Origin of the sequence: Paraburkholderia steynii, from assembly GCF_900100565.1 — a bacterium.
Lineage (GTDB): Bacteria > Pseudomonadota > Gammaproteobacteria > Burkholderiales > Burkholderiaceae > Paraburkholderia > Paraburkholderia terrae.
In genome coordinates, this window is sequence record NZ_FNDI01000010.1 from 52,857 (window position 1) to 78,135 (window position 25,279).

The 25,279-nt window shown below is 62.9% G+C and carries 19 protein-coding genes; 9 read left to right on the forward strand and 10 right to left on the reverse strand.

Translation table 11 applies throughout. The features are described 5' to 3' along the window. Positions 1–109: 109 nt before the first annotated feature. From BLT65_RS19105 to BLT65_RS19140, 8 genes are all read right to left on the reverse strand, one after another. Positions 110–1,252, reverse strand: a complete 1,143-nt coding sequence (locus BLT65_RS19105; protein ID WP_091779952.1) for a glycosyltransferase family 4 protein — start codon at positions 1,250–1,252, stop codon at positions 110–112. 107 nt (positions 1,253–1,359) lie between these two features. Then, positions 1,360–2,379: a GDP-L-fucose synthase family protein gene (locus tag BLT65_RS19110; protein ID WP_091779955.1), complete on the reverse strand. Its 1,020-nt coding sequence runs from the start codon at positions 2,377–2,379 to the stop codon at positions 1,360–1,362. A gap of 4 nt (positions 2,380–2,383) precedes the next feature. After that, complete coding sequence (gmd, locus tag BLT65_RS19115; RefSeq protein ID WP_091779958.1) at positions 2,384–3,511, reverse strand: GDP-mannose 4,6-dehydratase; 1,128 nt, start codon at positions 3,509–3,511, stop codon at positions 2,384–2,386. 59 nt (positions 3,512–3,570) lie between these two features. Next, entirely contained in the window at positions 3,571–5,796 is a 2,226-nt protein-coding gene (locus tag BLT65_RS19120) for a polysaccharide biosynthesis tyrosine autokinase (RefSeq protein WP_042310647.1), read from the reverse strand. Between the two features lie 80 nt (positions 5,797–5,876). Continuing rightward, positions 5,877–7,013: a polysaccharide biosynthesis/export family protein gene (locus BLT65_RS19125; RefSeq protein WP_042310645.1), complete on the reverse strand. Its 1,137-nt coding sequence runs from the start codon at positions 7,011–7,013 to the stop codon at positions 5,877–5,879. Positions 7,014–7,068: 55 nt separating this feature from the next. Continuing rightward, entirely contained in the window at positions 7,069–8,454 is a 1,386-nt protein-coding gene (locus BLT65_RS19130) for an undecaprenyl-phosphate glucose phosphotransferase (protein WP_091780227.1), read from the reverse strand. Between the two features lie 67 nt (positions 8,455–8,521). Then, a complete protein-coding gene (locus BLT65_RS19135; RefSeq protein ID WP_091779962.1) occupies positions 8,522–10,132 on the reverse strand; it encodes a mannose-1-phosphate guanylyltransferase/mannose-6-phosphate isomerase in 1,611 nt (536 codons plus the stop codon). 75 nt (positions 10,133–10,207) lie between these two features. Further along, positions 10,208–11,209 (reverse strand): GlxA family transcriptional regulator, encoded by a 1,002-nt coding sequence (locus tag BLT65_RS19140; protein ID WP_091779965.1) that lies wholly within the window; start codon positions 11,207–11,209, stop codon positions 10,208–10,210. A 966-nt stretch (positions 11,210–12,175) separates the two neighbouring features. Between BLT65_RS19140 and BLT65_RS19145 the strand changes: the two genes are divergently transcribed. The 3 genes from BLT65_RS19145 (at position 12,176) to BLT65_RS19150 (ending at position 15,324) form a co-directional block, all read left to right on the forward strand. After that, the gene (locus BLT65_RS19145) at positions 12,176–14,362 is read left to right on the forward strand and encodes a glycoside hydrolase family protein (protein ID WP_091779968.1); all 2,187 of its coding nucleotides are present in this window, start codon (positions 12,176–12,178) and stop codon (positions 14,360–14,362) included. 228 nt (positions 14,363–14,590) lie between these two features. Further along, positions 14,591–14,731: a hypothetical protein gene (locus BLT65_RS47240; RefSeq protein ID WP_165904387.1), complete on the forward strand. Its 141-nt coding sequence runs from the start codon at positions 14,591–14,593 to the stop codon at positions 14,729–14,731. Positions 14,732–14,850: 119 nt separating this feature from the next. Beyond that, positions 14,851–15,324 (forward strand): GDP-mannose mannosyl hydrolase, encoded by a 474-nt coding sequence (locus BLT65_RS19150; RefSeq protein WP_091779971.1) that lies wholly within the window; start codon positions 14,851–14,853, stop codon positions 15,322–15,324. 91 nt (positions 15,325–15,415) lie between these two features. Here the strand turns inward: BLT65_RS19150 and galU are convergent, their stop codons facing one another. Then, positions 15,416–16,348 (reverse strand): UTP--glucose-1-phosphate uridylyltransferase GalU, encoded by a 933-nt coding sequence (gene galU / locus BLT65_RS19155; protein ID WP_091779974.1) that lies wholly within the window; start codon positions 16,346–16,348, stop codon positions 15,416–15,418. A 218-nt stretch (positions 16,349–16,566) separates the two neighbouring features. Between galU and BLT65_RS19160 the strand changes: the two genes are divergently transcribed. The 4 genes from BLT65_RS19160 to BLT65_RS19175 all read left to right on the forward strand — a co-directional run bounded on the left by BLT65_RS19160 (position 16,567) and on the right by BLT65_RS19175 (position 20,965). Continuing rightward, positions 16,567–17,601 (forward strand): GlxA family transcriptional regulator, encoded by a 1,035-nt coding sequence (locus BLT65_RS19160; RefSeq protein ID WP_229512043.1) that lies wholly within the window; start codon positions 16,567–16,569, stop codon positions 17,599–17,601. Between the two features lie 151 nt (positions 17,602–17,752). After that, positions 17,753–19,243, forward strand: a complete 1,491-nt coding sequence (locus tag BLT65_RS19165) for an MFS transporter (protein WP_091779980.1) — start codon at positions 17,753–17,755, stop codon at positions 19,241–19,243. A gap of 285 nt (positions 19,244–19,528) precedes the next feature. Next, a complete protein-coding gene (locus tag BLT65_RS19170) occupies positions 19,529–19,882 on the forward strand; it encodes a hypothetical protein (RefSeq protein ID WP_091779982.1) in 354 nt (117 codons plus the stop codon). Positions 19,883–20,152: 270 nt separating this feature from the next. Continuing rightward, complete coding sequence (locus tag BLT65_RS19175; protein ID WP_091780229.1) at positions 20,153–20,965, forward strand: mechanosensitive ion channel family protein; 813 nt, start codon at positions 20,153–20,155, stop codon at positions 20,963–20,965. A gap of 84 nt (positions 20,966–21,049) precedes the next feature. Here the strand turns inward: BLT65_RS19175 and BLT65_RS19180 are convergent, their stop codons facing one another. After that, positions 21,050–21,739 (reverse strand): DedA family protein, encoded by a 690-nt coding sequence (locus BLT65_RS19180; protein ID WP_042310627.1) that lies wholly within the window; start codon positions 21,737–21,739, stop codon positions 21,050–21,052. A 223-nt stretch (positions 21,740–21,962) separates the two neighbouring features. Between BLT65_RS19180 and mutL the strand changes: the two genes are divergently transcribed. Together mutL and miaA are read left to right on the forward strand one after the other, a co-directional pair. Next, a complete protein-coding gene (gene mutL / locus BLT65_RS19185; protein WP_091779985.1) occupies positions 21,963–24,068 on the forward strand; it encodes a DNA mismatch repair endonuclease MutL in 2,106 nt (701 codons plus the stop codon). 58 nt (positions 24,069–24,126) lie between these two features. Further along, positions 24,127–25,077, forward strand: coding sequence for a tRNA (adenosine(37)-N6)-dimethylallyltransferase MiaA (miaA, locus tag BLT65_RS19190; RefSeq protein WP_091780232.1), 951 nt, complete (start codon positions 24,127–24,129; stop codon positions 25,075–25,077). The last annotated feature ends 202 nt before the right edge of the window (positions 25,078–25,279 follow it).

Here is a 25,279-nt window from a genome sequence, read left to right on the forward strand (position 1 = left end):
TTCCACGACGACTGTCCGTCATGCGGCGGCGCACCGCGCTACGCCCTCCCCCTTCCCCACTCCTGACGCGGCCCGGCACGCTCACGCCGAAGCCGCGCGTTCCTCCCTCTCAAGTACCCAGCATCAATGCGCAGCCACGCGCGATATTGGCCGCCGCCGATGGCGGATCGAAACGCCGGATCACGTCCATGCAGCGTTGCGCCGATGATTGCGCGTCGGCGAATGCTTCCGTTGCCTTCAGCAGCGTGCGCTGCAGCCCCGCGCCGTCGCCTGCCGTGAACGCGTAGCCACTCACGCCTTCGTGTACGAGCTCGGGCACACAGCCGCAACTCTCGCTGACGACCACCGGGCAGCCATGCGCGAGCGCCTCGTTGACGACGAGCCCCCACGGTTCGCTGCGGCTCGGCAGCACGAGGCAGGTTGCGCCGTAGTATTCGCGCGATAGCGGTTCGTCCTGCAGGCTGCCGACGAACGTGATCGAGCGGTCCAGGCCCAGCTCGGTGACGCGCTTGCGCAAGTCGCGCTCGAGCGGTCCCGTGCCGACGATGCGCAACTGCGGATCGGGCAGGCGCTTCGCGATTCCCGCAAACGCGTCGATCAGTGTCGTGATGCCCTTCTCTTCAGACAGCCGCCCGACAAACAGAAACACGGGCGCATTGCCCGCGCGGTACTGCATGCGCTGGGCGAGCGCGCGCTCGGGCGAGAACGTGACAGGCAGCGCGGCAGCCTGACACGGGATGAAAATCTTCTCGCGCTTCGCGCCGAGCGACATCAGATAGTCGCGGCTGCGCTCGCCAAAACCGAAGTAGCCGTCGCACAGCGCGAAGAACACGCGCTTCGGAATCGACGTCAACAGACGCTTCGGTCGATCGCGCGCCGTCGAATCGCAGAACACGGCGCGGCGCTTGCCCGTCACCACGCACGCGGCGAGCATCGCCCAGTACTCCGGGCGGTGATAGCCAGGCAGCACGATCAGGTCCGACTTCGCCTTCAGCACTTCCAGGACAAGACGCTTCGTCAATTGCCAGCGCGGCACGTCCTCGTAGCAGCCGTCGAAGAGCTTGTGCATCGGATAGCGATGAAACGAATAGTCGACGTCCGAAAAACCGATCCGATCATGTTCCGTGTCCGCGATCTGCACCATCGAGTAGCGGATCGCGCCCGACGCCGAGATGCTGTGCAACGCGGAGAACACGGCGCCCTTGTGCCGTGACCACACAACGTTATGAAAGATCGTGACTGACGCACTCATTTCTTACTGTCCTTATTCGATCGAAACTGTCGTTTCTCCCAGCAAAAAAAGAACGGACGTCGCCCTTATCCCGGTCCCGGGCAACGTCCGTCACCAGGAGCGGCTCATCAGGCACGCGCGGCCATCGCGAACGAAGGCGCAGCGTATTTTTCTCCCTGCTTGTCTACGAACTTGTCTCCGTGCTTGTCTCCATACTTCTCCTCATACTTCGCGGCGAACTCCCGATACGTATTCGCGATCCCGTCCGCGAGGCCGATACTCGCGCGCCAGCCCATCTGCGCCAGCTGCGACACGTCGAGCAGCTTGCGCGGCGTGCCGTCGGGCTTACTCGCGTCGAACTGCAACTGGCCTTCGAAACCCACCACGTCGCAAATCGTCTGCGCGAGTTCGCGAATGCTCAGGTCCTCACCGATGCCAACGTTGAACACGCCCGTGTTCACGTCGTGCTCGAGCACGAAGAGCGTCGCGGCGGCCAGATCGTCGACATGCAGGAACTCGCGGCGCGGCGTGCCGCTGCCCCACACGGTCAGCGATTCGTCGCCGTGCAGACGCGCCTCGTGCGCCTTGCGGATCAGCGCGGGCAACACGTGGCTGTTCTTCAGGTCGTAGTTGTCGTTCGGACCGTAGAGGTTGGTCGGCATCAACGCGACATAGCGCGTGCCGTACTCGCGGTTGTACGCGTCGCACAGCTTGAGACCGGCGATCTTCGCGATCGCGTACGCGTCGTTGGTCGGCTCCAGTTCCGAGGTCAGCAGATACGATTCGCGGATCGGCTGCGGACACAGCTTCGGATAGATGCACGACGAGCCGAAAAACACCAGCCGGTCAACGTTCGCGCGATACGCCGCGTGAATCACGTTGGTTTCGATCACGAGATTCTCGTAGAGAAACTCGCCCGGCTGCGTCGAGTTCGCCAGAATGCCGCCGACGCGCGCCGCCGCGAGCAGCACAACGTCGATCTGCTCGCTCTCGAAGAAGCGGTTCACGGCTGCCTGGTCGGTCAGGTCGAGTTCGGCATGCGTGCGCGTGACGAGGTTGCGATAGCCGCTCGCCTCGAGCTTGCGCACGAGCGCCGAGCCGACCATCCCGCGATGCCCTGCAACGAAGATGCGTGCGTTCTTGTCCATGGCGTCACTCGTGATGTTCCAGTGCCTTGAAGCCGGCCAGCGTGACGAGCGCATCGCGCCGCGCGATCTGGTAATCCGACACCACCATTTCCTTCACGAGCGACTCGAACGAGGTGGTCGGCTGCCAGCCCAGCTTCTGATGCGCTTTCGACGGATCGCCGAGCAGCGTCTCCACTTCCGTCGGACGGAAGTAGCGCGGATCGACGCGCACGATCACGTCGCCCGGCTGCACGCGCAATTCATTGCGGTTGCGGCGCTCGACATGTTCGACGATACCCACTTCATGTACGCCCTCGCCTTCGAAGCGCACCGCGATGCCGAGCTCCGCCGCCGCGCGCTGCACGAACTCGCGCACGCTGTACTGGACGCCCGTCGCGATCACGAAGTCTTCGGGTGCTTCCTGCTGCAGCATCATCCATTGCATCTCGACATAGTCGCGCGCATGGCCCCAGTCGCGCAGCGCCGACAGATTGCCGAGATAGAGCTCTTCCTGCAGGCCGACCGCGATGCGCGCGATGGCCCGCGTAATCTTGCGCGTGACGAAGGTTTCGCCGCGCACGGGCGACTCGTGATTGAACAGGATGCCGTTGCACGCGTAGATGCCATACGCTTCGCGATAGTTGACCGTGGTCCAGTACGCGAACAGCTTCGCGACGGCGTACGGGCTGCGCGGATAGAACGGCGTGGTCTCCCGCTGCGGCACTTCCTGCACGAGGCCGTAGAGTTCCGACGTCGATGCCTGATAGAAGCGCGTCTTCTTGTCGAAGCCGCAGATGCGGATCGCTTCGAGCAGACGCAGCGTGCCGAGGCCGTCGGCATTGGCCGTGTATTCCGGTTCTTCGAACGACACGGCCACATGGCTCTGCGCCGCGAGGTTATAGACTTCGTCCGGCTTGACGCGCTGGATGATGCGCGTGAGGCTCGTCGAATCCGTCAGGTCGCCGTGATGCAGTTGCAGGCGCTGGTCCGGGTCGTGTACATCGCGGTAAAGGTGGTCGATCCGGTCGGTGTTGAACAACGACGAGCGACGCTTGATGCCATGCACCTCGTAGCCCTTGTCGATCAACAGCTCGGCCAGGTATGAGCCGTCCTGGCCAGTAATGCCGGTAATCAAGGCAACCTTTCGAGTCATCGTATTCTCCTTGGTGGAACTGAGCGGGCGCTTAGGCGCCTCACTCCGATCCCGTGCGTTTAGCCTGCGATACTCTCGTAACCGTAATAGCCGCCGCGATAACCCGAGCCGATGAAAGCGCCCGCCTGCGGCACGTCGGTCAACAACACCCCCTGCAAATCCACGCCGCCATTGCGCAGGCGCTTCGCGGTTTCCGCTAGCTCACCCACCGGATGGCGACCGTGGCGAATCACGAGCAACGTCGTTCCCACGTGCTTGCCGATCACGGTCGAATCGGTGACGGCGAGCACAGGCGGCGTATCGATGATGATGAAGTCGTACTGCTTCTTCAGCTCTTCGAGCATCGTTTCGAAGCGCTTGCTCATCAGCAGCTCCGAAGGATGTGAAGGCAGCGAGCCCTTGGTCAGCACGTCGAGGCCTGGCAACACGTCGCGCTGGATCGACGATTGCAGGTCGCCGCCGCGCAGCACGTCCGAGAGACCCGGCTGATGCTGCAAGCCGAAATGCGAGTGCACGTCGCCGCGTCGCATGTCGCCGTCGATCACCAGCGTGCGCTTGGCCGTCGAAGCGACGAGCGCCGACAGGTTCACCGACAGGAACGACTTGCCCGCATCCGGGCGCGAGCCCGTCAGCATCACGACGTTGTTCTGCTTGTCGTCGACAGAGAGTTGCAGCGACGTGCGCAGATTGCGCACCCCTTCCACGGCGATATCCTGCGGCGCCTGTTCAGCCAGCACATGCAGGCCGCGCCGGCGCATCATCACGTCCTGCTGCAGGCGCATCTGCTGCTCGCTGCGCGGCACCACTGCGAACACGGGCACGCCCAGCGCGGCTTCAAGCTCATCCGGACGTTCGACGCCGCCATACAGCGTCTTGCGCACGAAGGCGAACACGATGCCGATAAAGAGACCCGCGCCGAAGCTGATCAGGATCACCAGCACGCGCTTCGGACGCACGGGGTCGTCGGCCGCCTCGGCAAAGTCGACGATGCGCACGTCGCCCACCTGGCCCGCCTTCGCGATGCGCAGCTGCTGCGCGCTGTTGAGCAGGTTCGTGTACAGCTCGGTATCGACATGCACGTCGCGCAACAGGCGCAGGGCCGTCTGCTCGGTATCGGGCAACGTCTGCACGCTCTTGCCCATCTTCGACAGATTGCCTTGCAGCCCGGCGATCTGTGCGTCGAGCGCGGCGACGGCCGGGTGATTCGCGGTGAAGCGTTGCGACATCTCCGCGCGCTGCGTCTGCAGGTCGACGAGCTTGGTCTTGTTGTCGACGATCTGCTGCAGCAGGAGCCGGCTTTCTTCGCTCAGGTCGACGGTGCCGTGCTGGTTGCGGAACGTGTTGTAGCGCTGCTCGGCGGCGTCGAGTTCCTTGCGCAGCTGCGGCAACTGCTGATCGAGGAACGCCAGCATGTGCTCGGCTTCCGTCGAACGGCTTTCGACGTCCTGGCGGATGAACTCGCGCGCCATGCTGTTCATGATGTCGGCCGTGAGCCTCGGATCGTGGCCTTCGAGGCTCGCGCGGATCACGCCCGACTGCAGCGTCGATTCGCCGATATCCATCGCCTTCTGCAGCCGCTCGACGGTCGTCAACGTGGACCCGCGCGTCAGTTCGTAACGCGTGCCCGGCGCACCCGTCATTTCATCGACGCGCAAGGTGATCGGGCCGGCCGGCGTTTCGCGCACGACGTTCTCGCCGACGCGTCCTTCGAGAATCGCGACGCCATCGGGATTGTTCAGCACGAAGTCGCCGTTCTGCCCGGCGATCAACGTGAAGTCCTTGTCGTACATGTCCTTCGCCGTGTCGAAGCGCGACACCTTGATGCTCTCGTTGCCCCACGCGTAGCTAGGCAACTGCAGCGCCGGCGGCAGCGTGATGCCCCACTTGCCGTTCATCAGCGGCGCGAGCAGCCCGCCGACGAAAGGCAACGTGTGCGGCCGCGCGGCGATGTCGAGGTGCAGCGACTTGACGGTCTCCTCGGTCACGAGCCGCGACTTCATCAACTCGATCTCGGCTGCTGTCGACGGCTTCGTGTCGAACATGCCTGTCAGCGGTTGCAGGCCGTCCTGCTTGTTATTGTTGTCGGCCTTGTCGACCACATGAAACAGCACGTCCGCACGATAGACGGGCGTCGCGATAAATGCATACGCGGTGCCCAGCGCCGTGATAGCCAGCGTGATCAACAGAATGGAGCGCCAGTTCGCGACGATGGCCTGCAGATAATCCGTCAGATGCATCTCGTCCGAACTGACATCCGTATAACGATTGTCAAAGTTGATAGCCATTTGCTTGATCCATCAAAGACCGACAGTGTCGAAAGCGTTGCGTTGTTTCACCCCGTTGATGCATAACGCATACCTGCCGCTTACTTCGCGAGCAACGCAGCCGTCACACCGGCGTTGATTGCCGGCAGCAGCAGCGTCAACACGCGGTTGAAGCGCACGAGGCTGTTGTTGTCGACATAGACGACATCCTTCGGCTGCAGCTCGAACTGGTTCGCGAGCAGCATCGAAACGGGCGAGGTCGTGTCGAGGTGATAGATCTCCGGCTTGTCGCTCGTCGAATTGCGGATGACGAAGGTCTGCTTCGCGTCGGCCGTGTTCGGGTTGAAGCTGCCCGCCTGCGACAGCGCCTCCGACAACGACAGCTTGCCGTCGCGCATCGGCAGAATCGTGGCGGGCTTGTTCACTTCGCCCATCAGATAAATGCCGTTCTCTTCGCGTGCCGGCACGCGCAGCATGTCGCCAGGTTGCAGATAGATCGAGGTCGGCGCACGGCCGCGCTTGATCAGGTCGGGCATGTTCAGGTCGTAGGTCACGCCGTTGCGCACGAGTTCGAGGCGACCCTGGTCCGCATTCGGCGTGAAGCCGCCCGTGCGGTTGATCGCTTCCGTCAGCGACATGGGGATGTCGTTGATCTGCGCGGGTCCGGGCGCATGCACTTCGCCGTCCACATACACCTGCGACGAGCGGAATGACGAGACACGCACGGTCACTTCAGGCTTCGAATAGACCACGCTCAATTTTTTATACAACTCTTTCTGGACCGTCGACGCGTCCTTGCCGCCCACATGCAGCGTGCCCGCATACGGGAACTGGATGTTGCCGTCGGCATCGACGAGAAAGCCGAGGCCCGGATCGTTCTTGTTGCCCGATGCCTGCGGCTGACCGAGCGCGGCGGCCAGCTCGGGGTGATCCCAGACGGTGATCTGCATCACGTCGCCGGGACCGATCTTGTAGACAGGCGGCTTGTTACTGAAGAGACCGACCGTCTGCTGGCTCAGATCCGTCGTCTGGCCTTTCATCTTCCGCACCAGCGACAGATTGATGTCGGTGATGGGGATCTGGATCTGCTGCTCGGCCTCGGTGCTGTACTCACCACCCGTATCCTGCAGCGCGGCGGGTGTGATCATCCGTTGTCCGGGTGAGAGACCGCAGGCGGAAAGCAGCAACGTCATCGACAGCACTAACGGCGCATACACGCCTGTTCGAATGCGGTTCATGGCAGTTCCTCCTAACTCGGGAGCTTGGTCCTTTTTCATTGGCTTGCTCCCCGTCTCAATACGCGTTGGTATGAACGAAGCCCTTCACGATCGTGGCGCCGATGATTCGCATATCGAGCCAGAACGTCCAGTGCCCCAGGTAATACAAGTCATGCGCGACGCGCCGCTCCATCTTCTCGATGCGATCGGTCTCGCCGCGAAAACCGTTGATTTGCGCCCAGCCTGTGATACCCGGCTTGATCCGGTAACGATGGATATAGCCGGCCACGACCTTCTGATACAGATCGTCGTGTTCGAGTGCGTGCGGGCGTGGCCCGACCACGGACATGTCGCCGCGCAGCACGTTGAAGAACTGCGGCAGCTCGTCGAGGCTCGTGCGGCGCAGGAACGCGCCGACCCTGGTGATGCGCGGATCGCCCTTGGTTGCCTGGCTGACCTTGCCGGCTTCCTCGGTGTGTACGCGCATCGAGCGGAACTTGTAGATCTTGAAGACGCGGCCATCGGCGCCCTTGCGCTTCTGGCGGAAGAACACGGGGCCGGGGGACGTCACCTTCACGGCAATCGCAATCGCGATCAGCAGCGGCGCCAGTCCGATAATCGCGGCCGCGGCGAACACGCGGTCGAACAGGTCCTTCTTGAATAGCGCGCGTGACGACAGCGGCGACGCGACGAGGTTGATCGCAGGAACGCCGAGCAGTTCGATCACGCTGCTGGTGTCGAACAGCGCGAGACTGCGCACGTCGGGCATGAAGCGGATGTTCACGAGGTCGTTGCGAAACTCGGTGACGAGGCGAAAGATCGTGCGCTCGTCGGTAAGCGACAGCGCGAGCCACAGTTCATGCACGTCGTTGGCGCGTACGTAGTCGGCAAACGCCGCCTGCGAATCGAAGCAGGTCACGCGTGGGTTGGTCAGCGGCGATTCTTCGGGGTGCGTGTTCAACACAGCCGTTGCGCGGAAGCCCGTGGCCGGCTGCGATTCGACGCGGCGCAGGATCTGGTCGCAATGGCCTCCACTGCCGACGATCGCCACCTGATGCAGGTTCCAGCCCAGGCGCCGCGCGCGGGCCAGCACGGCATGCGCGATCAGCCGCCATCCGATCAGCAGGCCGCCCGCCATCGCCGTCCAGTACGCAAACCAGAGGCGCGACACGATGTCGATCCGATGCAGCGAATACATCAGCGCGAGCGCGCAGCCCTGCACGACGAGCCACGCGAGCGCGACCTGCCCGGCGAGCGCGAGCTTCGAGCGGCCGCGCCACGATACATAGACGCCGAACGCCGGGAACATCGCCAGCGCGAAGGCCGCGGAAAAGAGAACGAACGCGTCGTAGAAGCCGCGCTGTGAAAATTCGTCGAAGCGGATCTGCGATGCGACGATGGCGCCTAAAAGTATCAGCGCCACGTCCGCCACCCGCGCGAAAAAGTCCTGTAAGTCCCGCATATCGGTCACCCTGCCGTTCGTCGTTCGTTACCTGCTTCCGGGTGTTGCGTGTTACGCCGCCGCGCGCCTAACTCGCGGCGTGAGTCGGGCCCTGCCCCGTGCCCTGACTCTGGTTCTGGCTCTGGACCGGAAGCGGGCCCGCGCCCTGCAACTGCTTCTGGTCTTGCGCCTGTTCGCACCGTCCGTACGTGTCGTCGAAGCGCACGATGTCGTCTTCGCCGAGATACGAGCCCGACTGCACCTCGATGATTTCAAGCGGCACCTTGCCCGGGTTCTCGAGCCGGTGACGCACGCCGAGCGGAATGTAAGTGGATTCGTTTTCGGTCAGCAGAAACTGCTCGTCGCCGCGCGTGACGAGCGCCGTGCCGCGCACGACGATCCAGTGTTCGGCGCGATGGTGATGCAGTTGCAGCGACAGCTTCGCGCCCGGCGTCACGACGATGCGCTTCACCTGGAAGCGGTCGCCGTGATCGATCGAGTCGTAGAAGCCCCACGGGCGGCGCACCTTGCGATGCGCGTCAGCCTCGGGCGCTTTCTGCGCCTTGATGCGCGCGACCAGCCCCTTCACGTCCTGCACACGCGAGCGGTCGGCGACGAGCACGGCGTCGGCCGTTTCGACGACCACGACATTGGTCGTGCCGACACACGCGACCAGCCGCCCTTCCGAATGCGCATAGCTCGATACGGCACCTTCGAACATCACGCGGCCGCGCCCGACGTTGCCGTTCTCGTCCTTCGGCTGCGCGGCCCACACGGCGTCCCACGAGCCGAGATCGGACCAGCCCGCGTCGAGCGGCACGACCACGCCCGCCGACGTCCAGCCCACCGTTGCATTCAGGCGCTCCATCACCGCGTAGTCGATCGAATCGGCGGGCGAGCGCGTGAACGCGTCCGCCGCGGGACGGAACGTGGTGCCGTCCGTATGCCCTTGCACGAACGATGCGAGACACGCAGCGTGCATATCGGGCTGCAGCGATTGCAGCGTCGCGAGCCACACGCTTGCGCGCACGATGAAGATGCCGCTGTTCCACCAGTACGTGCCTTGCGCGAGGTATTGCTTCGCGAGTTCGGCGGCGGGCTTTTCGACGAAACCGTCGATTTCGCGCGCATCGTCATCTAGCTTCTTGCCGACGCGGATATAACCAAAGCCCGTTTCCGGCGCGCGCGGCGGCACGCCAAGCGTGGCGATCGAGCCGCGCTGCGCGTGGCGCGCGGCAATTTCGAGCGCGCGCTGCAACGCGGGCACGTCGCCGATCGCGTGGTCGGACGGCATCACGACGAGAATCGCGTCGTCGCCGTTCGCGCAGGCGAGCGCTGCTGCCAGCGTGAGCGCGGGCGCCGTGTCGCGCCGCGCCGGCTCGACCACGAGCCGCGGCGTGCATGAATTGCACGTCAACTGCTCGGCGATCACGAAGCGATGCTCTTCGCCGCACACGACGATGGGAGAATTCGACACGCTCCAGCCAGCCGGAAAGCCTTCCATCCGATGCACGGTGTCCTGCAACAGCGACTCCGAACCGACGACGCCGATCAGCTGCTTCGGAAAGTTTTCACGCGACATCGGCCACAGGCGCGTGCCCGACCCGCCCGCCAGGATGACCGGCACGATCTGCGTGCAGGCCGGCAGCGCGCTGCCCGGTGCAGCCGCATTCGTCGGATTGTTCTGGTCGATCAACATGTTTGGATTCCTTAATGTCCGCCACTTAACCCCTGCTATGAGGACCTGCGACACACTTCGAATCGTGACCGGTGACTAGATGCCGGCTTCGCGCCGGGTCTTCATCCGGTATTCCGTCGGCGAGACTTTCATCCGCTTGCGGAAGATCTTGGCAAGACGATCGCCGTTGCCCATTCCCGTACGCCGCGCGATCTTGTCGACGGGCAGTTCGGAATCGGTCAACAGGCTGCAGGTAATCGCGAGCCGTGCGTGCAACAGGTAGTCGGACGGAGTGACGCCCACTTCCATCTTGAAGCGACGCAAAAAATTGCGTTCGCTCATCGCAGCCACCTGGGCCGCGTCCGCGATCGAGATCGACCGCTGGCAATTCTCCTGTAACCAGCGCGCCGCGGCGCGCACCTTGTCTGCGGGACTCTTGCCCGAGCTGTCGCCCAACAGCGACATCAGGCTGTCACCGGCGTCGGGCATGAGGCGTTCGGCGACGTTGCGCGCGACATCGATGCCCAGATCGCGCTTGATCAGCATCAGCGCGCTCTTCATCGACTCGAGACGATCGTTCGCTTCGCTGCCGTTACGTTCATCGCGTTCTTCGCGCACGTTGTAGCTGCCGAATTCGCGTTGCTGAATGCCGTTGATGCAGGCCGCTTCGAGCAGCGAGCGTCCTTCGCCGATCGGACGCACGGTGCTGGTGTTCGCATGCACACGCCGCAGCCAGGCAATGAGCCGTTCGTCGCGGGCCGCGGCACGCGCACCTTTGCCGCCCGCGACGAAAAGCGCATCGAAGCCCATGTAATGACGTGCGTCGAGTCCGTCCGTCCAGACGCGAATCGACGACGAGCACGTGACGTTGCCGCCGGCAGCCGAGAGGAAACTCACGTCATACGTCCAGCTGTGACTGGCGGATGAAGACAGTTCGTTAGCAGCGTGAAAAACTTCAGCGACGATGCCTGCGCCAAGAAGAGAACAGCCGTCGAAAAGCAGAATTGCAATGTGGCGTGTAGCGGCTGCGTAGTGCGCGCTGCGCTCAGGCGCTCGCACCCAGCCAACCATCGGAGATTCAAGACTTGCATACGCCATGACTCTTCCCCCTTGACCATTCCGGCGTGGAAAGAACTGTATAAATGCATGCGATGTGCAGTGCATCATACGCATTAAAAAAACAATCCCGGCAGCTACTGACTGAAACTGACGATGTATTGGCGTATTCGGTCCGTTGGATGCTAACCGGCTTTCAGCCCGCATTTAACAATCACATAAACTGATTATTACGGGCCTCTATTCCACTCCTAATTCGCCATTTCATAAGACAAACTAGACTTACGCCTCAGAAGCCTCACCAGGCTTGACACAAAGCCTTACAAATTGTTTCAAATTCAGTTTCTTCATACTAATAAAACAGCAATTTTTTCGGTTTTACATTTAGGGTCTGCAATACTTACCCGGACGCATACCTGGTTATCCCGATTCCCCATTCAATTGCCAGTTTGCTAATATGAAATGACGGCTTTATTGATATGATGAAATTGCGCGCACAAGGGCACGAATTAGGAATTATAAGAACTGAAATGACACGCCAAATAATTTCTTCTATTCCTTTTTGAGTGTCGCCATAAATAAATCAATTAATGTTTCAAACACGAAACATTGGGCCCCAGTGAGAGGCGCAATGGCGCTATCCAGGTGCAGTCAAACTGCCATTTTGGCGAGACATTCAGGTTCATTCGGACACGCAAACACCGTCTCCCGGCGTTGCAGCCCTTATGCGGCGTGACTTCGCCGCATTAGTCGATTCTCGCCACGAACAAGCGTCGCGACGACGCAACATTCGTATCGATCCGCCAGCGAAGTTGCGCCCATGTACTAGGAAACGTCCAATTCCTGCTAACTCACCGGTGTAATCTGGGTCGCGGATATGCGCGTAACCGGTCATCAATACCGTTTGGGGGAAGAATGACTGATGGCGATAACAGTGTCGGTAAGAGATGCGCATCAGATTTTCGGCCACTTCTTTCACACAATGTTTCGTTGAGCTTGCGAGTAGCAATGCTCGTCGTTTCCATTGCGATAGCGAGCGGCTGTGACAATGCATCGGCCGATAACGAACAGGCTGCGAAGAATCCTGCTAACTGGACGCATTGCGCAGACGAGCGCGGCACGTGCAGCTTCAGCGGCACGCGCGACGTGCGTTATGGCAGCGAGACGCACAACACGGTCAAGTCGCTGACGAACGGCACGCCTTGCAACAACGCGATATTCGGCGACCCCGCGCCTGGCGAGCTCAAGCAATGCTGGATCGCGGGCGCGAACGGTTCAGCCAGCCCGTCCGCTTCCGCCAAAGCCACGACAGCATCCACGGGCGATGCCTCTGAAGACAACGAATGGCCCATGAAAGCGCCGATTCGTGCGAATGATTCTCAAGGACTCCGTTGTAACAAATCGTCGGACGTCGCGGCTGCGAACGCACAGGGCGATCTCATCGACGCAGACACACCGGGAAGCGACGGCACGCGTCTCTTTCCGCTCGACCGTTCGTTCCAGATTGTCATCACGACACGTGCGCCGCACGACGACAAGCTCGCATGGAAAGTCCGCGATGCATGGGGCACCGTGCAGGCAAGCGGCACGTATGGCGTTGCGCAAGGCGCGCGTCAGGTGACGTTGAATTGCGAATCTTCGTTAGCGGGATACTTCGCGCTGTCCGCATCATTGGAAAAGGCGCGTGGGCAACTGGCGGCGCGCGGCACGCGTCCGCAAGGCATCGCGACATTCGGCGTGCTGCCCGATGTGTCGGCGAGCGTGCCGCCCGTGCATTACGCGCACGCGGACCTGCATCGCTTCGGCGGCCAGGGCGGCGCGTTCGTCGGACCCGGCCAGCGCTGCTGCGACGGCGACGGCTATCGTCCGCTCTATACGCGGCTCGGCCTCACCTGGGTCAACGACAACCGTAACTGGTACAAGGAAGAACCCGACCGCGCGGACACCTTCAATCCCGCCACGCGACAACTTGCGCCGTGGTTCCGCAAAGGCGACCTGCTGCGGCTGATACAACTCGATGGCTTTCCTGGTTGGGCAAGCCCCACAGGCAAGCAGACGCATAGCTATCTGCCGAAGTCGACGGATGCGCTGCGTGAATACATGCAGCGCGTCGGCACTGAATCGAGCCGCGTGCGCAACACAGTCTTTCCAACGCAATCGAGCAACTACTACCAGGTGACATGGGAGCCCGATCTGGCAGGCGGCCTGCCCTGGCGCGACACCGATGCGAATTTCGTCCAGCTATATAAGTCCGTGCATGAAGGCATTCATGCGACCGATCCGAACGCCGTCGTGATGGGCCCGACGTTTGGATCGGTGGTTGGCAATATCGAATGGCTCAAGCGTCTCGCTCCGCTCGGCCTGGCTAAGTATCTCGACGGGATCGCCATTCACGGCTACTACGATCCGGGCGGCAACAGCCCGTCGCATCCGCCCGAACGTCTGATGAACGACAGCAATCCGCAACAGGCGCAATACGCGCTGCCGAACGCGATGCGCGCCTTGCGACGCGTGATGACGGATCAGTATCGGCCAGGCGCAAAGCTGTTCGCAACGGAGACCGGCATCAGCTACGACGTCGGCGAAGAGTATGGCCCGCGCTATCCGCCCAACGATGTGCTGTACGCGCAAGGCGCCGTCGTCGCGCGTACGCATCTGATCCTGCTCGGCGAAGGCGCCGACATGACCTACATCTTCTATTCGAACGACTCGCCCGCTGCGACGCCTGGCTACGGCGTGTTCTTCGATCTCGAACATCCGAAGGGCGCGTTCGGTCCGAGCACGGTCAGCCCGAAGCCCGCCGCATCCGCGATTGTCGCGATGACGCGGCTGATCGACGGCACGGCCACGCTCGGGCCCGTCAGGCGCACGCCTGCGGGCGTCTACGCGTACGCGTTCCAGCGCCTGAACAACGGCAAAGTCGTCACGGCCGCCTGGACGCACGACAACGCAAAGTGGAACAAGTCGACTCACTTCGACCCGACGGCGGGCGTTGCATGGCGTCTGCAGGTGGATGCGCCGGGCACCGCGGGCAAGGTCACGGTGTTCGACATGATGGGCAATCCGTCGAGCGTGTCGTACGAAGATGGTTACGTGTCGCTCACGCTGACGGAGACGCCCGTGTATGTCGTGTCGTCGAATGTCGCCGTGATGAAGGCCAACGTCACGACGCCGGCGGGCTACGTCGCGCCCTAACCGCCCTCGTAGTCGCCGTAATTGCCGCGACGAAGCGCGCGCAAAACGGCGCGCAGCACGCGCGCACGCGCCACCTTTCACTTTGGCCATACAAGACGGCATTTAGGCGTCAGACGACAGAACCGCGTTTTATTGCTACGTCTAGACTCTGTGCAAATGCTGCAAGCTGCGCGTCATGCGCGTGTCACGCAGCGCAAGCCATCGGGGCCATGACGACGGAGCGGCGGAATGACCGGTTTGGGCTGGATCATGGTGATGGTGGTCGCAATGCTGGCGTCCTGGCTGCTGCTTGGCGTGGGTGTCGCCGTTGCCATCGCCCTTCTGTTCGGCACCACGTCGCGGCTGTTCGCCAGCGATCACGATCAATAGACAGGCAAGCCGGCCGAACACGCCGGCCGCCCGTCACACGTGCGACGCGTGTGACGGGCATTGTGCTGCATCCCGTTTGGCTGCATCCATTAAACAAGACTACATGACGAGAGAGAGACATGGCCGCCACGTGTGCCGATTATCTCGAAGCAGGCGATTTTCTCCAGGTCGTCAGGATGACACCGCTCGTGTCGATCGACCTGATCGTGTCCGACTACGCGGGGCGAGTGCTCGTCGGGCATCGGCGTAATCGCCCGGCGCTCGGCACCTGGTTCGTGCCGGGCGGGCGGATCTGCAAGAACGAGAGGCTTGACGCGGCGTTCACGCGCATCGTCGACGCGGAACTCGGCATCTCGGGGATGGAGCGCTCGGCCGCGCGTTTCGGCGGTCTGTTCGAACACCTTTATAAAGACAACTTCGCCGGCGCGGACAAGATCACGACGCATTATGTCGTGATCGCGTATTTTCTGACGCTCGAGAATACGACGTCCGTTGGGCGCTTCGATCAGCACAGCCGCTATATCTGGCTCACGCCCGAAGCGCTGCTCGCGCGCGACGACGTGCACGAAAACACCAAGGCGTATTTCCGCTGAGTCCGCAAGCGGGGTTCGTCGGCGGGCGACGTCTGTGCATGAAAAAGGCGCGGCGGCTCAAGCCGCCGCGCCACGCGTAACCACGCCGGAATCAGACCCGGCTCAACAGTTCCGCCAACTCCTCCTGCACGCCCTCGCCGTTCGCGGCGATTGCACCTTGCATGCGGCCGCGCAGATAGGCATCGAACGCATCTTTCACTTCGGGATGGCGCAACGCGAACTCGACCGTCGCCTTCAGATAGCCGAGCTTGCTGCCGCAGTCGAAGCGCTTGCCGCGGTACTGGTAGGCGAGCGCCTGTTCCGAGCCGAGCAGCGACTGGATCGCATCCGTCAGCTGGATCTCGCCGCCCGCACCCGCGCGCTGGCGGCGCAGATGATCGAATACCGCGGGCATCAGCACGTAACGGCCCACGACGCCGAGATTCGACGGCGCGTCCTCCGGCGCGGGCTTTTCGACGATGCCCGACATCTTGAAGAGCCGGTCGTCCCAGCGCTTGCCATCGATCACGCCATACGAGCGCGATTCCTGCTTGCCGATCTCCTCGACACCGACAATCGAGCAATGATAGTGATTGAAAAGGCTCACCATTTGCGACAGAACGGGCGGCTCGCCGTCGAGCAGGTCGTCGGCGAGGATCACGGCGAACGGCTCGTCGCCGACCAGCTTTTCCGCGCACAGCACCGCGTGGCCGAGCCCAAGCGGCTCCGGCTGGCGCACATAGCAGCATTCGACATGGCTCGGCTTGATGTTCTGCACCAGTTCCAGCAACGCGAGCTTGCCACGCGCGAGCAGCTCGCACTCGACCTCGTAGGACTTGTCGAAATGGTCCTCGATCGCGCGCTTGCTACGCCCCGTGACGAAGATCATCTCGGTGATGCCCGCCGCAATCGCCTCCTCGACCGCGTACTGGATCAGCGGCTTGTCGACGACGGGCAGCATCTCTTTCGGGCTCGCCTTCGTCGCGGGGAGGAATCGGGTGCCGAGACCGGCCACGGGGAACACCGCCTTGCGTATGCTGAGCATGCTCGCGCCTCTTTTGAGTGGTTTGATAAGCATCGATACGCCAGCGTATTCCGCGAATATCGAGCCGATCTGCCAACTTCTCGGTATTTTCCGACTCAAACCGCCAGGCCTTAAAAACCTGGGCCTATGATGGACCCAAGGCACGCAGACCTTTATTCTTTCGCCGTCCTCGGCACTGGAGACAGACGATGCGATATGAGCACGCGGTGAGTCGATGGATGGATTCAACCTCGTCGAGCGCAGTCGTCAATGTCGGGCACATGGTCAAACGTATCGGCATTCTCGTTTTTGAACGATTTCCGCTGAGCGACGTGTGTCTGCTCGCTGACGCGTTCCGACTCGCCAACGAAGCACAGGCCGACCAGTCCGGCCTTGAGGGTGTGGGTGTCGAACCCTCCTATTCGATCGTGATGCTGTCCGAAATGGGCGGCAGCGTCGTCAGCAGCTGTTCGCTGCGCGTGTGGACGGAAAGCCTCAATGGACCGCTGCTGAACGGCTTCGACACGATGTTCATCGTCGGTGGTCCGGGCGCGTCCCGCGCGAAGGTGAACGAGCGGCTGATCCGGCGCCTGCGCGCGATCGCGCCGAAAATCCGCGTCGTCAAGGGGCTCGACGAGGGCCTCGGCGTGCTCGCGGCCGCCGATCTCGCCTTCGAGCGGCGCGGCTGGCGCAGCATGTCGGGCGCAACCGACGACTCAGGCGCACCCGTCGCCCCCGTCGTACACGACACGCAATGGCACATCGAGCCCGGCGCCTCGATCGACGTCGACGCGCCCGTGCGTTCGATCGCGGCCGCGCTCACGGTCATCAAGCGCGATCACGGCACGCCGATCGCGCGGCTGGTGTCCGAGCGCGCGCTGTCGGGCACGTCCAAGCGCCTCGATGCGATTCTCGACGACGACGAAAAAAAGGGCATCACCCGCAAGATCACGACGGCCGCGCACTGGATCCGCGAGAACTACACGCGTCACATTTCGGTGGCGGAAGCCGCCGAAGTCGCGAAGATGAGCGAGCGCAATTTCCTGCGGCGCTTCAAGGCGCAAGTGGGGCTCACGCCGTCGGAATACCTGTTGCGCGCGCGGCTCGACGCGAGCTGCCTGCTGCTGACGGAGACCGACATGTCGATCGACGGGATCGCGCGGCGCTGCGGCGTGCGTAGCGGCGACGGGCTCGCGAAGATCTTCCGCAAGCGTCTATCCATTTCCCCGACCGACTATCGCGCGGCCCACCGGCACAGCATGTCGAAGAGCTGATCCCGGCCGCGCGCCGGTTCGCACTCCCGTATTTGGGACGATTCATCCCGCATCAACGCGGGCATGAGCTAATAACAAAAATAACGTTGGCGGCACCGGCCAGGCGCCAGTACGATTCGCCCCTTTTGCGCGTTTTGCGCGCACCAGCCGAATGTCCACCGTTCTCGCGCCCGAAACAGGCGTCGCGCAAGCATCCTCCCGCGCACACAACAAGCCTGTCATCCGTTCCGCCGCCGATGTATCGGCACTCGTCAACCAGGGCGCCGCCATCGGCAGCGACGCGCGTATCGTCGTCGCGATTGCGCTCGGCGGCGTGTTTCTCGATGCCTACGATCTCGGCGCGCTCGCGTTCGGCCTCAAGGACGTCGCGCGCGAATTCTCGCTAACACCCGCCGGCACCGGCTTCGTCGCTTCTGCGATCACGTTCGGCGCGATCGTCGGCGCGTTTCTCGGGGGCTTTCTGACCGACCGCATCGGCCGTTATCGCGTGTTCATGGCCGACATGTTCTTCTTCGTGATCGCGGCACTCGCCTGCGCATTCGCGCCGAACGCGTGGGTGCTTGGCGGTGCGTGCTTCGTGATGGGTCTCGGCGTCGGCATCGACCTGCCCGTCGCGATGGCGTTTCTCGCCGAGTTCTCGCGGCTGCAAGGCAAGGGCAACAAGGCCTCGCGCGTCGCGATGTGGTGCCCCGTCTGGTATGCGGCCATCAGCGTGTCGTATCTGCTCGTGCTGGCGTTCTATGCGACCTTGCCGGAGAGCCATCAGCCTCTGCTATGGCGTCTGATTCTCGGCTTTGGCGCCGTGCCCGCGATCGTCATCATCCTGATCCGCAGCCGCTATATCAGCGAGTCGCCCGTATGGGCCGCGAATCAGGGCGATCTGAACGGCGCCGCGCAGATTCTCAAGCGCTCGTACGGCATCGACGCGGACGTCGCGCCGGACGCCGCCGCGAAGGCGAAACAGAGCCACGTGCGCACGGCGTCGTGGAAGAACTACGGCACGCTGCTCAAGGGCGTCTATCTGAAGCGCACGGTGCTCGCGACGGTCATCGCGATCGCGTCGTCGTTTGCGTATAACGCGGTCGCATTCGGCTTGCCGGTGATCATCTCGAGCTTCCTCGCGCAGTCGATGCTCACGACGATTCTTGCCTCGCTCGTGCTCAATCTCGCGTTCGCGTTCGTCGGCGGCGTCATCGCGGTGCGCACGGTGCCGAAGTTCGGTGCATGGAACATGACGGTGCTCGGCTACGCGTGCCAGCTCGTCGCGCTGGTCGGTCTTGCAGTGGTCGGCAAGCCGGCGGGCGGCGTGCAGGTCGCCACCGCGATCGCGATGCTCGCGCTGTTCCTGTTCGGCCAGGGCTTCGGGCCGGGCTCGCACAGCATGACGTTCGCTTCGCTGAGCTATCCGACTTCGCTGCGCGGCGTCGGCGTCGGCTTCAACCAGACGCTAATACGCGCAAGCTCGACCGTCTCGCTGTTCCTGTTCCCCGTGCTCGCCGCCGCGCTGCATACGCGCGTGTTCTGGATCATCGCCGTCGCGCCGCTGTGCGGCCTCATTGCGCTGCTCGCGATCCGCTGGGAGCCGTCGGGCTACGACGTCGACGCGGAAGATTTCGCGCCGGCTGCGTCGCCCAGGCAATAGCGAGCTTCCTACACCAGGCGGGACAGCGGGACGTTCGCTGTCGTCGCCAAACCGACAAGGGTCTCCGGGCAACCGGAGACCCTTTTTTACATTTGACGGCACAAACCGTTGAGAAAAAGCATCGCGTGTCGTGCGTCGCCCACGCCTTGTTCTGGAGTCCAGATATTTGCATTTATCGAGATGGAAAGACGTGCAATGATCGCGCCGCCATGCCCATGTGGTGACTGCACATCGACGTCACCCTGCGAGCGGGCATTCGTAAAAGAACGTTCTCATCTCAACGTCATGATCAATTTCCTGCTCGATCTCATTTCGAACCTGATCATCCTCGCCGTGCTGCTGACAGCATGTTGCGTGATCAACTGGATGAGGCCCGACGCGAAACCGAACGGCTATCTGGTGTTCGTCGTATTCGTCGCGATCGCGCTGCTGTTCGATGCGGCATTGACCTTTCTGGTGTTCGCCGATTCGCAGGCGCGCTATGGCAAGTTCAGCACCGTGCAAGCGTTCATTCCGCGTCTTGCCGCCTATGTGACGGCATGCGGCATCGCCATCGGGCTGTCGCGCATGCGCAGCCGCAAGGCAGCCGGACGCGCCGACGCACGCACCGTCATCCGCACGTCGCCTTCCGCCAATTGACGACGACTGGCGCGGGCCGTTCTCAGCCGGGAATATGTCTTGCTGACGGCCGCGTCATCGCCTATAACAGTCGATGATTGCAAGCGGCGGCAACAGCGCCGCCGTTTCTCGCATATCGGGCAACCTGCCCGCTCAAGCCGTTCGCCGTACGGATAACAACGTCGTGTAGCACAAGCGATGGACGCGGCGTCCGCTCTGCTGGTCCGCCTCGCGTCCACCGCCGTCGCATGCACGCAGTCAGTCATACGAACCGACTCAAGCGAGGGAATCGTGGATATCGAAGCCGTACGCGTCTTTCTGATGACCCGGGGCATCGACTTCGGGACCGAGGTACTCGGTGCAATCGTCCTGTGGATCGTCGGGCGATGGGTGATTGGGCTCGTCATCGGCCTGCTGCGCAAGGCGCTCGCGCGCAACAGCAAGGTCGATCCGACGCTTGCGCACTACCTTGGCTCGATCCTCGGCGCGCTTCTGAATCTGATCCTGATACTCGCGATCCTGCAGGTGTTCGGCGTGCAGACCACGTCGTTCGCCGCGCTGCTCGCGGGCCTCGGTCTCGCGATCGGCACCGCGTGGGGCGGTCTGCTCGCGCATTTCGCGGCGGGCATCTTCATGCAGGTGCTGCGACCGTTCAAGGTCGGCGATTTCGTGACGGCGGGCGGCGTGACGGGCACGGTTCAGGAACTCGGCCTGTTCGGCACCACGATCGTCACGCCTGACAACGTGCTGACCATCGTCGGCAACAACACGATCTTCTCGGGCATCATTTCCAATTTCAGCGCGCAGCCGGTGCGGCGCGTCGAGTTGACGGCGAAGGTCGCGAACGGCGTCGATCCCATCGATGCGGCGAACCGGTTGCGGGCCGCCGTTACGAAGATTCCGAATGTGTCCGAAAGCCCGCCGCCCGATATCGAAGTGCTGTCGTTCACGCCGGAAGGTCCGCTACTGTGCGTGCGGCCTTACACGCACAACGACAACTACTGGCAGGTGTATTTCGACACCAACCGCGCGATCATCGAAACGTTCCGCGAAGCGGGCTATCCGACGCCGGAAACACCTGTCGTGCGGCGTGTGGCGCCGTAGCATTTCTGCTGCGATTGATCGGGTGGTCCGATTGAACCTTGTGCGCAGCAGGCATCGCGTACGGATGCCTGCTGTTCGCCCTCGTCAATGCCCAGTGTTGTTACCGGCCGAGCGCTCCGGCTGACGCTTGCTGCGCATGACCTTCCACAACGCGCCGAGCACGACGGGCACCACGGCGGCGCCGATACCGACCAGCACGATCACATTCAGATACTGGCGGATAAACGGAATATTGCCAAAGAAGAAACCGAGCAGCGTCAGCAGCAGCACCCAGAACAGCGCGCCCGCGACGTTGAAGAACTGGAACCGCTTGACGCTCATTTGCGACGCGCCCGCGACGAACGGCGCAAAGGTCCGCACAACGGGAATGAAACGCGCGAGCACGATGGTCTTGCCGCCGTGGCGCTCGTAGAAATTGTGCGTCTTGCGCAGCGCCTCACGATCGAGGAACCGTTCGAGCACGGGTATGTGCGAGTCGAACACCTTCGGCCCGATTGCTCGGCCAATCATGTAGTTCACCGTGTTACCGAGCACGGCCGCCACCAGCAGCAGCACGATCAGCAGCTCGATGTTCATTTCGCCCGTCGCGCAGAATGCCCCGCCGATGAACAGCAGCGAGTCGCCGGGCAGGAACGGCAGCACGACGAGGCCCGTCTCGCAGAATACGATGAGGAACAGTACCGCGTAGACCCACGCGCCGTACTGATGGATGAAGACTCCCAGAAACTTGTCGATGTGCAGGACAAGATTGACGAATTGCAGCAGCGTGTCCAAAGGTCGTCCTTTTAAAAGCAGATGGCTGGCATGACGTGGACGGCGGCCCGTCTCGACTGCCCGTCCCGTATGGCGCGCCTCACGCAGGTCACGGCAGTGACGAAGCGTTCCGAGGCAGGAAATTGACCGCGCCATGATACCGAAAGTGCCATGACGACCTTAAAAAATGTCGTCCGTTGTCTGCACGTTCAGACGATCTGCGACGAATCGCTATAATTTCGCCATGTCCGCGATCCCCGAATCTTCCGAAACGCGTGCCGACGCGCCCGCCGACGCACATGACGCGCCGAGCCCGGTGTCCAGCCGCGACGCAAGCGCAGCCGAAAGCGCCCTTACGCCGCGTCCGCTGCGCGCGATCCAGCCGCTGCCCGACCAGCTGATCAGCCAGATCGCCGCGGGCGAAGTGGTCGAGCGGCCGGCGTCGGTGGTGAAGGAATTGCTCGAAAATGCGCTCGACGCAGGCGCGAAGACGCTGCGCATCCTGCTCGACGAAGGCGGCGTCAAACGCATCTCGATCACCGACGACGGCTGCGGCATTCCCGAAGGCGAGCTCGCGCTCGCGCTGATGCGTCACGCGACCAGCAAGATCCGCTCGCTCGCCGAACTCGAAGCCGTGGCGACACTCGGGTTTCGCGGCGAAGCGCTGGCGTCGATCGCGTCGGTGTCGGATATGCACATCACGAGCCGCACGGAGAACGATTCGCACGCTACGCGCATCGACGCGCAGACGGGCGCGTTGTCGCCTGCGGCGGGCACGCGCGGCACGACGATCGAAGTGCGCGAGCTGTACTTCAACACGCCCGCGCGCCGCAAATTCCTCAAGAGCGAACAGACCGAACTCGGCCATTGCCTGGAGATGATCCGGCGCGCGGCGCTCGCGCGGCCCGATGTCGCGATTTCGGTGCTGCATAACGGCCGCGCCGTCGAGCACTGGAACGCCAGCGATCCCGCCACGCGCGTCGCGAAGATTCTCGGCGAGACGTTCGCGACTGCGCATTTGCCGCTCGATGAATCGGCGGGACCGCTTGCCGTCTACGGCTGCGCCGGTCTGCCGACCGCGAGCCGCGGACGCGCCGACCAGCAGTATTTCTTCGTCAACGGCCGCTTCGTGCGCGACAAGCTGCTCACGCACGCCGTGCGTGCCGCTTATGAAGACGTGCTGCACGGCGACCGTTATCCGTCGTATGTGCTGTTCCTCGATCTGCCGCCCGAGGCCGTCGACGTGAACGTGCATCCGTCGAAGATCGAAGTGCGCTTTCGCGATTCGCGTTCAATTCACCAGTTCGTGTTCCATGCCGTGCAGCGATCGCTCGCGCGGCACGCGGGCGCATCGCCGGAAACGACGTCGGGTGGACATGCTGCGCGCATCGATCCGATGCCTTTTGCGTCGCCGGCAACGCCCGCAACTTCCACCACGCCCGGTTCTTTCGGCTCAACGCCGCTTGGCGGCGGTTTCCGGGTCAGCGATGGCGGCAGTTCGCAACCGGGCAATACCTGGCTGCGCCAAGCGCGCATGACGCAAGGCACGCTGCCCGTCGCGCAGCCGCTCGCGCTTTACGACGCGTTGTTCGGCCGCAAGGACACGGGCGCGGGCACCCCGCAAGGCACGACGTCTTTTGAGCTGCGCGACGCGGCGGATTCCGTCGGGAATGATGGTGCGTCTGCGCCTGCCGCGGGCTTTGCAGGTTTCACGGGTTTGGCGCCTCAGTCGGCCATCGCGCCGCAGAGTTTCGACGCGAACGACGAACAGCCGCTCGGCTTCGCGCTTGGCCAGATCCACGGCATCTACGTGCTTGCGCAGAACGCGCGCGGATTGGTGATCGTCGATATGCACGCGGCGCACGAGCGGATTCTGTACGAGCAGTTCAAGAACGCGCTCGTGGACCGCGCGATCGCCGTGCAGCCGCTGTTGATTCCCGTGTCGATGCCGGCTGACGGGGTCGAGATCGGCGTCGTCGAGGAGGAGCGCGAGACGCTCGATGCCCTTGGCTTCGATCTGGCCGTGCTGTCGCCGACAACCATCGCGATTCGCGCCGTCCCCGCGCTGCTGAAGGATGCCGATTTGCAGGCGCTGGCGCGCGCGGTGCTATCCGATCTGCACGCGTACGGCGGCTCGCGCGTGCTTACCGAGCGCCAGCACGAACTGCTTGGCACGCTTGCCTGCCATCACGCGGTGCGCGCGAACCGACGCCTCACGCTCGACGAAATGAATGCGCTGTTGCGCCAGATGGAAGCGACGGAGCGCGCGGACCAGTGCAATCACGGGCGCCCGACCTGGTATCAGTTGACGCTTGCCGATCTCGATCGGCTGTTCATGCGCGGACAGTGAGCGGGTCCGTTTTGCGTTTTCGCTTACGTTTGTCGCCACGCCTGCCATCACGCCTTTCATGACGCAGCACGCCCCCCAACCGATCGCCTGCCTGCTCGGCCCGACCGCTTCCGGCAAGACGGCGGCCGCATTAGCGTTCGCTGCGCGCGCGCCTGTCGAGATCGTCAGTGTCGATTCGGCGCTGGTGTATCGCGAGATGGATATCGGCACTGCGAAGCCATCGGCGGAGGAACGCGCCGTCGCGCCTCACCATCTGATCGATATCGTCGATCCCGTCGATGCTTACTCGGCCGCCGATTTCCGCGCCGATGCGTTGCGGCTGGTCGGCGAGATCATTGCGCGCGGGAATGTGCCGTTGCTGGTTGGCGGCACGATGCTGTACTACAAGGCGTTGACGCAAGGGCTGAACGACCTGCCTGCCGCCGATCCCGACGTGCGCGCGACGCTCGATGCCGATGCCGCGCGCGAAGGCTGGCCGGCGCTGCATGCGCGCCTCGCGGCTGTCGATTCCGTCACGGCCGCGCGCCTCGCGCCGAACGATTCGCAGCGCATCCAGCGCGCACTCGAAGTGTTCATGCTGACGGGGCAACCGATGTCGGCGTTGCTCGCCGCGCCCGCGCGCGATGATGATGCAGCGCGGCTTTATCGATTCGTTCCGATTGCGCTGGAGCCTTCTGATCGGAGCGTGCTGCATGCGCGTATTGCGGCGCGGTTTGATGCGATGCTTGCGGCTGGGTTTGTTGATGAGGTGAAGCGGCTGCGCGCGCGCGGGGATTTGCATCCGGGGTTGCCTTCCATGCGGTGTGTTGGGTATAGGCAGGCCTGGGAGTATCTCGACGGCGAAACCGATTACGACACCATGCGGGACAAAGGCGTCTTTGCGACGCGGCAGTTGTGTAAGAGGCAGCTTACGTGGCTGCGGGCTATGTCGGAGCGGGTTGTGGTTGATTGTTGTGCTGCTGATGCTACTTTGCTTGCTCTGCAGGCTATTGAGCGAGTTGTTGGCTGATTTTTTTGTCTGCGACGCGGGCGGGTTTGTCTTTGTGCGGGCATTTGCGTTTGCCTTCGCGGCGCGGGCGGTTTGGTTTTTTGCCTTTGCGCTGGCATCCGCGATTTGTTAGCGTGCTTCACGCGTCGCCCCTGTGCGGGGCGGCACCTACTTTTCTTTGCCGCCGCAAAGAAAAGTAGGCAAAAGAAAGCGGCTAACACCG

What these genes read in the sequence shown, in the direction of transcription:
- BLT65_RS19165 (WP_091779980.1), top strand. Translation starts at nt 17,753, where the DNA reads ATGTCCACCGTTCTCGCGCCCGAAACAGGCGTCGCGCAAGCATCCTCC.
- BLT65_RS19125 (WP_042310645.1), bottom strand. Translation starts at nt 7,013, where the DNA reads ATGAACCGCATTCGAACAGGCGTGTATGCGCCGTTAGTGCTGTCGATG.
- BLT65_RS19130 (WP_091780227.1), bottom strand. Translation starts at nt 8,454, where the DNA reads ATGCGGGACTTACAGGACTTTTTCGCGCGGGTGGCGGACGTGGCGCTG.
- gmd (WP_091779958.1), bottom strand. Translation starts at nt 3,511, where the DNA reads ATGACTCGAAAGGTTGCCTTGATTACCGGCATTACTGGCCAGGACGGC.
- miaA (WP_091780232.1), top strand. Translation starts at nt 24,127, where the DNA reads ATGACGCAGCACGCCCCCCAACCGATCGCCTGCCTGCTCGGCCCGACC.
- BLT65_RS19105 (WP_091779952.1), bottom strand. Translation starts at nt 1,252, where the DNA reads ATGAGTGCGTCAGTCACGATCTTTCATAACGTTGTGTGGTCACGGCAC.
- BLT65_RS19150 (WP_091779971.1), top strand. Translation starts at nt 14,851, where the DNA reads ATGGCCGCCACGTGTGCCGATTATCTCGAAGCAGGCGATTTTCTCCAG.
- galU (WP_091779974.1), bottom strand. Translation starts at nt 16,348, where the DNA reads ATGCTCAGCATACGCAAGGCGGTGTTCCCCGTGGCCGGTCTCGGCACC.
- BLT65_RS19140 (WP_091779965.1), bottom strand. Translation starts at nt 11,209, where the DNA reads ATGGCGTATGCAAGTCTTGAATCTCCGATGGTTGGCTGGGTGCGAGCG.
- BLT65_RS19160 (WP_229512043.1), top strand. Translation starts at nt 16,567, where the DNA reads ATGGATTCAACCTCGTCGAGCGCAGTCGTCAATGTCGGGCACATGGTC.
- BLT65_RS19145 (WP_091779968.1), top strand. Translation starts at nt 12,176, where the DNA reads ATGCTCGTCGTTTCCATTGCGATAGCGAGCGGCTGTGACAATGCATCG.
- mutL (WP_091779985.1), top strand. Translation starts at nt 21,963, where the DNA reads ATGTCCGCGATCCCCGAATCTTCCGAAACGCGTGCCGACGCGCCCGCC.
- BLT65_RS19110 (WP_091779955.1), bottom strand. Translation starts at nt 2,379, where the DNA reads ATGGACAAGAACGCACGCATCTTCGTTGCAGGGCATCGCGGGATGGTC.
- BLT65_RS47240 (WP_165904387.1), top strand. Translation starts at nt 14,591, where the DNA reads ATGACCGGTTTGGGCTGGATCATGGTGATGGTGGTCGCAATGCTGGCG.
- BLT65_RS19170 (WP_091779982.1), top strand. Translation starts at nt 19,529, where the DNA reads ATGATCAATTTCCTGCTCGATCTCATTTCGAACCTGATCATCCTCGCC.
- BLT65_RS19135 (WP_091779962.1), bottom strand. Translation starts at nt 10,132, where the DNA reads ATGTTGATCGACCAGAACAATCCGACGAATGCGGCTGCACCGGGCAGC.
- BLT65_RS19120 (WP_042310647.1), bottom strand. Translation starts at nt 5,796, where the DNA reads ATGGCTATCAACTTTGACAATCGTTATACGGATGTCAGTTCGGACGAG.